We start from the raw sequence: 11,198 nt of genomic DNA, 5'->3' as shown, positions 1-11,198 counted from the left end.
CCCGGCCCAGTTCGGCAACCAGGTTGCCTCGCCGTTCTCCCCGCAGACGCAGTTCGCGCCGGAGGTGGCCAGCCGCAACAACACCGATTTCGCCAGCCACAATGACACCGACCTGGCCAGCCACAACAACGTGCCGATCATGAGCCCCAACCAGGACGCCGGCGCCAACGCCCAGCAGGGTGCGTTCAACCTGGGCTTCGGTGACATCACCCTCGGCGACAAGAGCACCAACACCGCCACCAACGGCGGCGTGGTGGTCGACGGGGACAACGACGGCGACATCGTCAGCGGTGACGGCGCGGTCCTCGGTGACGGCAACACCATGAACAACGGCGACATCCTGGCCGGCGCCGGCTCCAACGTCGCCGTCGGTAGGGACAACGACATCGAGGACAACTCGCAGACCGCCGGTGGCGACCTGATCTCCGACAACGAGGGCCCGGTCATCAGCGACGTCGACATGAGCGGTGGCCACGGCGGCGGCGCCTCCGGTGGTGACAGCCTGATCGGCATCGGCAGCGGTGGTGCGTCCGGTGGCGACGGCGGCAACGCCGGCTCGATCATCCTGACCGACGCCTCCACCAACGCGGTGGCCGGCAACCAGACCACCGTCGACGGTGACTACGGCAGCCGCAACACCCAGGACAACTCGGTCAGCACCACGGTGGAGACCGAGACGCACTCCAGCGTCGAGGACAACTCCTCGTCCTACGAGTCGAACATCGCCTCGGGCAACGAGACCGCGTTCGGTTCCGGCAACGAGACCAACACCGCGCTCGCGTCGGGCAACAGCTACGACACCAGCTCGGCATTCGGTTCCGGCAACAGCTACGAGGCGCAGTCCGACACCGATGTCGCGTCGAACAACTCGACGAACACCGGGTTCGACGCCTTCTGATCCGCATCGCACTAAGGGGCGGGGACCATCCGACAGCCGGGTGGTCCCCGTCCCATTGGCGCGCCTACCGTTGAGCCCGGCAGGAGGGAACTTCCGATGACGCAACCGAGTGACCCGCGCAAGGTCGCGGCCGGCGGGCCGGCCCGGCCGGTCAAGGTGATCGTCGAACTCATCGACCACACCAGCACGATCGCCGCCACCTACGACCGCGGTGATCTGGTGGAGCGGCTGCGGGTGGCGAAGGTGCGCATCAGCGATCCCCAGATCCGTGTCGTCATCGCCGGCCAGCTCAAGCAGGGCAAGAGCCAGCTGCTCAACTCGCTGCTCAACATTCCGGTGGCCCGCGTCGGCGACGACGAATCCACCGTGCTCGCGACCGTCGTCTCCTACGGCGAACAGGCCTCGGCGCGACTGGTGGTGGCACGGCCGGAAGGGGCCGAGCCCGAACTGATCGAGATCCCGCCGTCGGAGGTCACCAACGATCTACGCCGTGCCCCGCAGGCCGGTGGCCGTGAGGTGCTGCGGGTCGAGGTGACCGCCCCGAGCCCGCTGCTCAAGGGTGGGCTGGCGTTCGTCGACACCCCCGGCGTCGGCGGCCATGGGCAGCCGCATCTTTCGGCGACGCTGGGCCTGCTGCCCGATGCCGACGCACTGCTGATGGTCAGTGACACCAGCCAGGAGTTCACCGAACCGGAGATGACCTTCATCCGGCAGGCAATCGAAATCTGCCCGGTGGCAACGATTGTCGCGACCAAGACCGACCTGTACCCGCACTGGCGCCAGATCGTCGGCGCCAACACGTCACACCTGCAGCGGGCCGGGCTGAACGTCCCGATCACCCCCGTCTCGAGCGTGTTGCGCAGCCATGCGATCCAGCTCAATGACAAAGAGCTCAACGAGGAGTCCAACTTCCCGGCGATCGTGAAGTTCCTGTCCGATCGGGTGCTGACGCGCGAGACTGACCGGATCCGCGACCAGGTGGTGGCCGAAATCTATTCGGCGGCAGAGCATCTGCTACTTGCAGTGGATTCCGAGCTGTCGGCGTTCAACGATCCCAGTGAGCGTGAGCGCCTCACCGCCGATCTGGAGCGGCGCAAGCAGGAAGCGCAGGACGCACTGCAGCAGACCGCGTTGTGGCAGCAGGTGCTCAACGACGGCATCTCCGACCTGACCGCCGATGTCGATCACGATCTACGTAATCGGTTCCGCAACATCACCGCCCACACCGAAAAGGTGATCGACTCCGGCGATCCCACCCTGCACTGGGCCGAGATCGGTTCGGAGCTGGAGGAGTCCGTGGCCACCGCGGTCGGCGACAACTTCGTCTGGGCCTATCAACGCGCCGAGGCGCTGGCCGCCGAGGTGGCGCGCACCTTCACCGAAGCGGGTCTGGAGGCCGTGCAACTGCCGCAGATCGACGCCCGCGACATGGGCGCCGGATTCGGCGAGATGAAATCGCTGGCCCGGTTGGAGGCCAAACCGATCAAGGCCGGACACAAGGTCATCACCGGCATGCGGGGCTCCTACGGCGGCGTGCTGATGTTCGGCATGCTCACCTCGTTCGCCGGCCTCGGCATGTTCAACCCGCTGTCCCTGGGCGCCGGCCTGGTGCTGGGCCGCAAGGCCTACAAGGAGGACATGGAGAACCGCATGTTGCGGGTGCGCAGCGAGGCCAAGACCAACATGCGCAAGTTCGTCGACGACGTCGCCTTCGTCGTCGGCAAGGAATCGCGGGACCGGCTCAAAGGCATCCAGCGTCAGCTGCGCGATCACTACCGCGACATCGCCAACCAGACCACGCGCTCGCTCAACGAATCGCTGCAGGCCACGCTGGCCGCGGCGAAGACCGAGGAAGCCGAACGCAACACCCGCGTCCGAGAACTGGAACGGCAGAAGAACATCCTGACCCAAGTGATCGACCACGCCCGGAACCTGGCCGACGTGGGCAACTAAGCTCCAATAGCTGGTTTCTGTATGAACCCCGGGTTGACTTCGGGGTTGAAAGGGGTGGACTCGGCAGCGTGAGCACGGCCGATCAGGTGCGCTCGATTCTGGGCGGCACCATCAAGGCGTACCGGGGCGACCCGGCCTATCGCAATCGGCCCGACGTGCACAACGAGCTCGACCGCATCGGGCGCCGGCTCAACCAGCCGATTCGCATCGCGCTGGCCGGAACGCTCAAGGCAGGCAAGTCGACCCTCGTCAACGCCCTGGTCGGGGAGGACATCGCGCCCACCGACGCCACCGAGGCGACGCGCATCGTCACCTGGTTCCGGCACGGCCCCACCCCCAAGGTGACGGCCAACCACCGCGGCGGACGGCGTGCCAACGTGCCGATCGCGCGGGACCCGCACGATCGCGGGTTGACGTTCAGCTTCGCCGGGCTCAATCCCGACGACGTGGTGGACCTCGACGTCGAGTGGCCGGCCGCCGAGCTGATCGACACCACGATCATCGATACCCCGGGAACGTCGTCGCTGTCGCGGGACGTCTCGTTGCGCACCCACCGGTTACTGGTCCCCGAGGACGGCGTGCCCCGGGTCGACGCCGTGGTGTTCCTGCTGCGCACGCTCAACGCCGCCGACATCGCCCTGCTCAAGCAGATCGGTGAGCTGGTCGGCGGCTCCTCGGGCGCGCTCGGCGTCATCGGCGTGGCCTCGCGAGCCGACGAGATCGGGGCTGGGCGCATCGACGCGATGATGTCGGCCAAGGACGTCGCCAAGCGGTTCACCGAAGAGATGGACAAGACCGGCATCTGCCAGGCCGTCGTCCCGGTGTCGGGTCTGCTCGCCCTCACCGCCCGCACACTGCGCCAGAGCGAGTTCGTCGCACTGGAGAAACTCGCCGCGGTCGAGCCGGCACAACTGACCAAGGCGATGCTGTCGGTGGACCGCTTCGTCCGCGAGGACATCACCCTGCCGGTCGATGCGGCCACCCGTGCGGCGCTGCTGGACCGGTTCGGCATGTTCGGCATCCGCATCTCGATCGCCGTGCTGCACGCCGGGGTCTCCGACTCGGTCGCGCTGGCCGACGAACTGCTGGAGCGCAGCGGGCTGATCGCCTTGCGCGATGTGATCGACCAGCAGTTCGCGCAACGGTCCGAGCTGCTCAAGGCGCACACGGCGTTGCTGTCGTTGCGCCAGTTCGTGCAGCACAACCCGATCTATGCGACGCCCCACATCCTCGCCGACATCGACCCGCTGCTGGCCGATACGCACGCCTTCGAGGAGCTCCGGTTGCTCAGCCTGCTGCGGTCACGGCCGACGACGCTGAACGAGGACGAGATGGCCTCACTGCGCCGCATCATCGGCGGGCAGGGCACCGATGCCGCCAGCCGCCTCGGCCTGCAGCCCGACGAGCCGTTCGACGGGCCCCGGGCNACGAAATGGTCCCCTCCGTCGACATACAGGTATGCGTGATTGCCTGGGGTTGTCTGTGGGCGCGACCAATCTGGTGGCGATCGCCGACTACACGCCGCTGGTGCGGCCGGCGACGCTCGCGGCCGACGGACTGGTGTTCACCGACTTCGTGGACCGAGTCGGTGACCCGGTGCCGCTGGTCGCGGCCGACGGGTCGACGCATCGTGCCGAACGGTTGCTGGCCGGCGCAATCGAGGCACTGACGGTGGAGGCCAGCCCGGCCCGACGGCCCGACGACACCGTGGTGGCGGTGCCGGCCCACTGGAGCGCCGCCGGCTTCGAGGCGCTGCGCGGCGCCGTGCCCGGTGTCCGGGTGGTTGCTGATTCGGTCGCGGCGTTGACCGCCATCCAGGCGCATCCCGGCCTGCCGGCGCGCGGGGTGGTCGCACTGTGCGATTTCGGTGCCTCCGGCACGAGCCTGACCCTGGCCGACGCGGGCGCGGGGTTCACCACCATCGGGCAGACGTTGCGCTACGACGAGTTCTCCGGTGACCTGATCGACCAGGAACTGCTGCGCCGCGTTCTCAACGAGCTGGATGCCGAACCCGCGGGCACGGCAGCGGTGACCGCACTGGCGCAGCTGCGCCAACAGTGCCGCGACGCCAAGGAGCAGCTGAGCGACCAGAGCGCCACCAGTGTGGCCGGCCCGGGTGGCGCCATCAGGCTCACCCGCGCCGAGCTGGACGCCGTGGTGGACCCGCCGCTCGCCGGCGTGGTCGAGGCATTGCTGGACCTGCTGCGCCGCAACGGAATTCACCCAGCGCAGCTGGCCGCCGTGGTCACCGTAGGCGGTGGGGCCCGGATACCCCTTGTCACCCAACGGCTTTCCGAAGCATTCCGGATGCCCGTCACCACCGTGCCGCAGGCCCAGGTGATNACCGTCAGGGGCCTTCCTCTGCGGGCGGCGTCGTAGTCGTCGTCACCGGCGCGGTCGTCGTGGTTGTGGTCGTCGTGGTGGTGGTTGTGGTCGTCGTGGGTGGCTCTGTGGTCGTCGTGGTGGTTGGCGGCTGCTCAGTCGTGGTGGCCGGCACGGTCTCGGTCACGGTGTGAGTAGGTGCCGGGACCACGGGGGCCGAGGTGGCGACCGAGGTGGTGGTCGTCGTGGTCGACGTGGTGGTTGTCGTGGTCGACGGGGTGTCCGACGAGAACAGCTGCACCAGCGCGTAGATGACCAGTGCTGCGATGACGGCTCCGAGAGCACCCATGCCGATCAGTGCGGCAGGCTTGCGGTACCACGGAACGGGTTCGGGAGCGGGTGGCTCTCCGTATTCGCCGTAGCTGGGCGCGTACTGGGTGGGCTCGTCGTCGTCGTAATAGTTCGACACCCGCCGATGGTAGGCAGGCTCAGCCGACGGGCGCTGGATAAACGGTGCGTGTCACGTTGGTGCGAGGACGGTTGCGGGTCGTGGTGGTCTCGTCGTCCTCGGTTTCCGACTCGGTCTCTGTCGGCTCCGTCGTGGGTGTGGTGGTCGGGGTGGTGGTCTCCGTGGTCGAGGTGCCCGACGTACCGGAGGTCTCCGACGTCGTCCCCGACGGATCCGGCACGCCCGGCAGGCCGAACTCGGTGGTCTCCAGCGGACGGGTGGTGGTGATCGTCCGGCTCGTCGTGGACTTCGAGGTCTTCGCCGACGTCGAGGCGTAGGTGGGCGGCACAAAGTCGATCGGTGCGTCCTCGGGCCTGCCGGAGCTGGTGAGCGCGATCGCGGCCCACAACACCAGGCCGATCACGGCGAGGGCGGCCACGCTGGCCCCCAGAACTGCCGGCGTCGAGTGATGCCAGGGCGCCTCGGGTGGCTGCCCCTGATCGTCGTTGTCACCGGTCACGGGCACCGATACTATGCCCGGCCCCGGAGCGGGTCTCGGTCAGCTCAGCTGACGGATGACTTCGCCGGCGAACAGCTCGAGATGCTCCAGATCGGACTGGTCCAGCATCTGCAGGTAGACCCGCTGTACCCCGGCCTCCAGGAAGGGCCCGAGTTTGTCGACGATCTCGGCAGGCGTGCCGACCAGCGGTGAATTGCTGCGGAGTTCGTCCACCTCGCGACTGATCGCGGCGGCCCGCTGGGCGATCTGCGCTTCGTCGCGGCCCGCGCACAGAACGAAGGCCGCCGAGTAGGTCATGGAGTCCGCCGCTCGCCCGGCTGCGACCACCGCATCGGCGACCCGGGTGAACTGGGTCTTGAGGGTGTCCAGTGGCACGAACGGCACGTTGAACTCGGCGGCGAACTCCGCGGCCAATGCCGGTGTGCGCTTGGCGCCCATGCCGCCGATGACGATCGGCGGATGTGGGTTCTGGGTGGGCTTGGGCAGGGCCGGCGAGTCGACGACGGAATAGTGCTTGCCGGCGAAGTCGAACGTCTCGCCCACGGGCGTGTCCCACAGGCCGGTGAGGATGCGGAGCTGCTCTTCGAGGCGGTCGAACCGCTCGCCCAGCGGCGGGAACGGGATGGCGTAGGCCTGATGTTCGGCTTCGAACCAGCCGGCACCCAAACCCAATTCGACTCGGCCACCGCTCATTTCATCGACCTGCGCCACCGAGATCGCCAGCGGACCCGGGTGCCGGAAGGTGGCCGAGGTGACCATGGTGCCCAGCCGGATCGTCGAGGTTTCGCGTGCGATGCCGGCCAGCGTCACCCAGGAGTCGGTCGGCCCGGGCAGGCCGTCACCGCTCATTGCCAGATAGTGGTCGGATCTGAAGAACGCGGAGTATCCGAGCGCCTCGGCGGCCCTGGCCACCGCGAGCTGGTCGGAGTAGGTAGCACCTTGCTGGGGTTCGACGAAGACACGGAAATCCACGACGCCAGCTTAGGTCGCTACAGCCCGCGACGGGCAGCGCGCAGGGCCGCGACGGCGCCGTCGTCACCGGAGAACGTCACCTGAGCGGGCTCGCGGCCGGCGGCGAACATCAGCAACTCGCCGGGATCTCCGGTGACGGTGACCTCCGGGCCGGAGCCGACGGTGGCCAGTGTCTTGCCTTCCGGCGTGGTCAACGCGACCCGGGCGGGGGACTTGCCCATGGTCATGCGGGCCATGCCGGTGATCGCGCGGGACAGCGCGGACACCGTCGCGTCATCGAGAGGCCTTGGCTCCCAGTCGGTTTGCGCCCGGCGCACGTCCTCGTTATGGATGAACATCTCGGCCACGTTCACCAGCGGGTCGAGCAGCTTGAACGGCGAGTACAGCGGAGGGCCCGCGGCGATCTGATCGACCAGGTCACCCCATTCGGTGCTCTCGGTCACCTTCTGCTGCACGCGCTCGGTGTAACCGGCGAGCTGGGGCAGCAGGATGCCGGGGGCCGCATCGAGCCGACGCTCGCGCACCACCAGGTGCGCGGCCAGGTCGCGGGTGGTCCAGCCCTCGCAGAGCGTGGGAGCGTCGGGCCCTGCGGCCCGCATGGTCTCGACCAGTGCGGCACGTTCGCGTTGAGCGGCGGTCATGCGCGATCCGCCTTCGGCTTCTCGCTTGAAGTCATACGCCGACTCTAAGCTCTAGAAGGTTTCCACGCCCTCGACAGCGATGCTCATGCCGTGACCGGTCTTGTCGTTGCTGATGCGGGTGCCTTCGCTGCTGGCATCGATGGTCCAGCCCACGGCGCTGTACCGGCGGTAGTCGAGGGTGACGACGGGAATGTCACCCAGGTTGCCCAGCACCCAGTCGATCTGGCCGTCGGGGGTGAGCCGCACGCCGTTGGCGGGTTCTCCGTCGACGGTCGGCGCATTGCTGAAGTCCGACTCGCATCCGACTTCCTGCTTGGACAGTTGGCAGCGGGTCTTGCCGGATTTGGTCTCGATGAATACGTAGCCGTTTTCGGGCTCCAGAGGGGTGGCGTCGGAGGGTGGGGCGGCCGTAGGCGTGCTGGGCGGAACCGGGGCAGTGGTGGTCGGGGACGGCACCGGGCTCGACCGGGTGGGTTTCTCGGTCGGGAAACTGGGTTCGGTAGGCGATTGCGGGCTGGTACGCGGGGTGCCGTCGATGCTCGATTGGCAGCCGGACAACAACAGGCCGGCGGCCAGCAACGCGCTCAGCGATCGCGACGCCTTCACCGCGACAAGGCTACTCATCGCATCCGGCCAGGCTGGGTTATGACGCGCCGAACAACTCCGCATAACCGTCGGACAACGCGCGCAACTGCCCGGCACCGTCGCCGCGGAACGACGCACCGTGCATGAGCGCCAACGTGGTCGGGTTCAGGTCGGCGAGTTGAGCCAATGTGGGCATCAGATTGGTGGTCAGGCCGGTGGCGTGGAACACCGATTCGGCTTCCAGAGCCGGTGCCACACAATCGGATTCGGTCAGCGCTGGGCATTGTCCGGTGTGGGTGAACAAGTCGCCGGCCAGCAACGTCGACGTCGTTTCGTCGAACCACAGCCCGGCCTCCCAGTTGTGTGGCACATGCGGTGTGGCGATGAACCGCAGGCGGTGCCCGCCGATATCGTGCGCGTCGGCCGCCGGTGCCACGACCGGGGGCCGGTCGCACATGTCGTTCAGTGACAACATGATGGCCAGCGGTCCGTGGATGACCTCGGCGTGGGGCGCGGCGGCCAGGAACTGGTTGACCGATCCGCACTCATCGGCCTCCAAGTGCCCGAACGAGATCCAGCGGAGCCGGGGCAGTGGCAGCACCCGCTCGATGGCAGTGGAAACCTGCTCGAACAGGAACCGCTGGCCGGTGTGGAACAGGAACGGCTCGTCACCGGTGAGCAGGAACTGGTTGAAGGTGAAGCCGTGCTCGGTGATCCCGGGTATCCAGGTAGACAACCGGTAGATTTCCGGGGCGATCTCGTCGACGCGGGTGTCCAGGTCGGAAGCCATGAAGACATGGTCCGCTCGGGCGGAACCGAATGGACGGCTTTTGCCGTCTTGGGAGATTCCCAGCTGGGTTACCTACAGTCGCCGCGTGCTCGGTAAAGCCCTCGACGCGTTTCTGGACTCCCCGTTGTCCGGCATCGCGCCGTGGGCGCTGATGGCCATCCTTGCCGGTCCCGGTCGCTACGAGATCGCCGTGATGAGTGCTCTCGGCCTCTCGCTGTCGGTGCTGGCGCTGACCTGGCGTCGCAGCATTCCGGTGCACGTGCTGGAGATTCTCGGCGTGGCCTACTTCGTGGTGCTGGCCGCGGTCGGGCTGGTCGCCTCCAGCGGTCAGAAGGCATGGCTGGAAATGTGGTCAGGGGAGGTGACCAATGCCTCGCTCGCGCTGATGGCTCTGTTCAGCCTGCTGATCGGGCGGCCGTACACGACGGCCTACGCGCGCGACGTGACTCCGCCCGAGCATTGGGATACGCCGCTGTTCACCCGCATCAACGTGGTGGTGACGGCGGTGTGGGCGGCGGCATTCGGCTTCTCAGTGGGCGTTGGCTTCCTGGGTGATGTCCTCTTCGGCAGTACCGACAACTTTTGGACCGGGTGGATTCTGCAGTTGGCCGCATTGTTCTTCGCGGTTGCCGTCACGGAGTTCTATCCCGGTTACGCCCGGGCCAAGGCGGCGGCACACGTACTGCAGCCCGTGCCGTCGTGGTATCGGGTGTTCGAGTGGGTGCCACCGTTCGTGTTGGCCACCGGTGTTGCGGGCTGGCTGTTGGCGACGGTCAGCACCGGGCTGGCTTCTGATCTGGTTGTGATCGGTGCGTTCGGGACGGCATTGCTGCGGCGACGCGATGAGCGGGCCCGGGTGATGTAGTCCTCACGACTCACTCGGCACCGTCGCTGCGTCACTGACATGCAGGATCGTGTCAGCGGATTGGATGACGGCGTCGTCGAGGGGGAAATACCCCTGATCGGGGGTGACGTCGACGCGGGGGCGCCCGCCGTCGATGGGTGTCGGCGAAACCAGGCCCCAGCTGGATACTGCCTTTCCCAGCAGGCCCTCGTACGTGTCCTGCGGTGGCGGCTGCAATCCCAGGCAACTGCTGCTTCCGAGGCTGCCTGCGACAAACGTGTAGTGCCCGCCGATCACGCTGTCGATGATGGCTCCGGCGCTGGACCAGTTCAGATTCATGCCGCCGAGAGTCCACTGACTGTGTCGGCGCTGCAGGTGGCGATTGTGCGCGAAGACGAGGGTCGCGCCCCGACCCGCTTCCTCGGCGCGGATGTCGATCAAGTTCTGAGCCATGATCGCGTCGCGGGTAGCCAGCAAGCCGTTCACCCGCGCCACTTCGTCGATACGTTGCGCCGCCTGTCTGTGGTAGGCAAGCAGATTCAGCGCAGTGACCAGATGAATCCTTGCGGTGTGCCAAGCTCTGAGGGAGGTCGATGCGATGAGTTCGGGTGCTCTGGCATACAACGAGACGAGCAAGTCATGTGTGATCGCCCGCAGCGTGATTGCCGCCGAGGTGGCTCCCGGCGACGAGTGAGCGTCCATGACTGCCCGCGGATCTGACCACTGTTCGTCATCTCCGACGAGTTCGTCGATATCGATGTCGGCCTCAAGGTAGTTGCATGCGGGCAGGAGAAACCGCCGAGGACTTGGGGCACTCGTGAATTCCGTTGGAGCATCGAAGCCGTGCACCGTCACTCGCTCTGCCTCGGGTCGGGACTGATTGAAATCGTGCAACCACGCGATGCATCGGCGGTTCGCCACCAATGCCCCGAGTCCGTGAGAAAACCCGTGTTCCATCGCCTGGTCGAGAGTTCCTCGTCCGTGGTGCACGAAGTCGTTGAGGGTCAACGCGGCGGCACGATCCGTTTCCAGAACGAGAGAACGGAACCCCCTGTTGATCAGCTCCGGCATGAGTGCGTTGCGGATCCACTGGAAGGCGGGCTCACCATGTGTCGGTTCACCCAGACCCAGGAGCTCACATGATGCGGGGACGGCTTCGCTGATATTCGCGCTCACGTCCTTAGAGCATATCCTTGAAGTTACGGTTGAGTCCTAGTGGCAAAAA

11 protein-coding genes and 1 pseudogene are annotated in these 11,198 nt (G+C 66.9%); 5 read left to right on the top strand and 7 right to left on the bottom strand.

Annotation, left to right across the window (positions count from 1 at the left end; all coding sequences use genetic code 11):
• The 4 genes and pseudogenes from BN4332_RS17690 to BN4332_RS17675 form a co-directional block, all read left to right on the top strand.
• Window positions 1–898 (top strand): hypothetical protein (locus tag BN4332_RS17690; protein WP_066900136.1); only part of this gene is annotated, 898 nt, incomplete at its 5' end.
• Window positions 899–994: 96 nt separating this feature from the next.
• The gene (gene iniA, locus BN4332_RS17685) at window positions 995–2,851 is read left to right on the top strand and encodes an isoniazid-induced dynamin-like GTPase IniA (RefSeq protein WP_066900134.1); all 1,857 of its coding nucleotides are present in this window, start codon (window positions 995–997) and stop codon (window positions 2,849–2,851) included.
• Between the two features lie 68 nt (window positions 2,852–2,919).
• A pseudogene (locus BN4332_RS17680) lies at window positions 2,920–4,275 on the top strand (dynamin family protein); the annotation flags it as partial.
• Window positions 4,223–5,230, top strand: coding sequence for an Hsp70 family protein (locus BN4332_RS17675; RefSeq protein WP_435405164.1), 1,008 nt, complete (start codon window positions 4,223–4,225; stop codon window positions 5,228–5,230). The pseudogene BN4332_RS17680 and the gene BN4332_RS17675, both read left to right, overlap by 53 nt.
• Here BN4332_RS17675 and BN4332_RS33715 read toward each other — a convergent pair.
• Genes BN4332_RS33715 through BN4332_RS17650 form a run of 6 tightly spaced genes read right to left on the bottom strand, consistent with a single transcriptional unit; the run spans window position 5,199 to window position 9,117 of the window.
• Complete coding sequence (locus BN4332_RS33715) at window positions 5,199–5,642, bottom strand: hypothetical protein (RefSeq protein ID WP_066900133.1); 444 nt, start codon at window positions 5,640–5,642, stop codon at window positions 5,199–5,201. The two genes, BN4332_RS17675 and BN4332_RS33715, sit on opposite strands and share 32 nt — an antisense overlap.
• Window positions 5,643–5,661: 19 nt before the next feature.
• Window positions 5,662–6,141, bottom strand: coding sequence for a hypothetical protein (locus BN4332_RS17670; protein ID WP_235654120.1), 480 nt, complete (start codon window positions 6,139–6,141; stop codon window positions 5,662–5,664).
• 39 nt (window positions 6,142–6,180) lie between these two features.
• Window positions 6,181–7,113: an LLM class F420-dependent oxidoreductase gene (locus tag BN4332_RS17665; RefSeq protein ID WP_066900129.1), complete on the bottom strand. Its 933-nt coding sequence runs from the start codon at window positions 7,111–7,113 to the stop codon at window positions 6,181–6,183.
• A gap of 17 nt (window positions 7,114–7,130) precedes the next feature.
• Window positions 7,131–7,754 (bottom strand): TIGR03085 family metal-binding protein, encoded by a 624-nt coding sequence (locus BN4332_RS17660; RefSeq protein WP_066900127.1) that lies wholly within the window; start codon window positions 7,752–7,754, stop codon window positions 7,131–7,133.
• 51 nt (window positions 7,755–7,805) lie between these two features.
• Entirely contained in the window at window positions 7,806–8,360 is a 555-nt protein-coding gene (locus tag BN4332_RS17655; RefSeq protein ID WP_264077089.1) for a hypothetical protein, read from the bottom strand.
• Window positions 8,361–8,397: 37 nt separating this feature from the next.
• A complete protein-coding gene (locus BN4332_RS17650; protein ID WP_066900175.1) occupies window positions 8,398–9,117 on the bottom strand; it encodes an oxygen-binding di-iron domain-containing protein in 720 nt (239 codons plus the stop codon).
• A gap of 97 nt (window positions 9,118–9,214) precedes the next feature.
• On the opposite strand from BN4332_RS17650, the gene BN4332_RS17645 reads away from it, so the two are divergent.
• Complete coding sequence (locus BN4332_RS17645; RefSeq protein ID WP_066900121.1) at window positions 9,215–9,994, top strand: hypothetical protein; 780 nt, start codon at window positions 9,215–9,217, stop codon at window positions 9,992–9,994.
• Window positions 9,995–9,997: 3 nt separating this feature from the next.
• On the opposite strand, the gene BN4332_RS17640 is transcribed toward BN4332_RS17645, so the two are convergent.
• The gene (locus BN4332_RS17640) at window positions 9,998–11,149 is read right to left on the bottom strand and encodes an erythromycin esterase family protein (protein ID WP_066900120.1); all 1,152 of its coding nucleotides are present in this window, start codon (window positions 11,147–11,149) and stop codon (window positions 9,998–10,000) included.
• Between the last annotated feature and the right edge of the window lie 49 nt (window positions 11,150–11,198).

Source organism: Mycolicibacterium houstonense (assembly GCF_900078665.2).
Classification (GTDB): domain Bacteria; phylum Actinomycetota; class Actinomycetes; order Mycobacteriales; family Mycobacteriaceae; genus Mycobacterium; species Mycobacterium houstonense.
The sequence above is the reverse complement of the archived record's forward strand: the minus strand, read 5'-3'. Positions and strand labels throughout refer to the sequence as shown.

Excerpts from the sequence above, each read along its gene's own strand:
- iniA (WP_066900134.1), top strand. The coding sequence starts at position 995 with ATGACGCAACCGAGTGACCCGCGCAAGGTCGCGGCCGGCGGGCCGGCC.
- BN4332_RS17660 (WP_066900127.1), bottom strand. The coding sequence starts at position 7,754 with ATGACCGCCGCTCAACGCGAACGTGCCGCACTGGTCGAGACCATGCGG.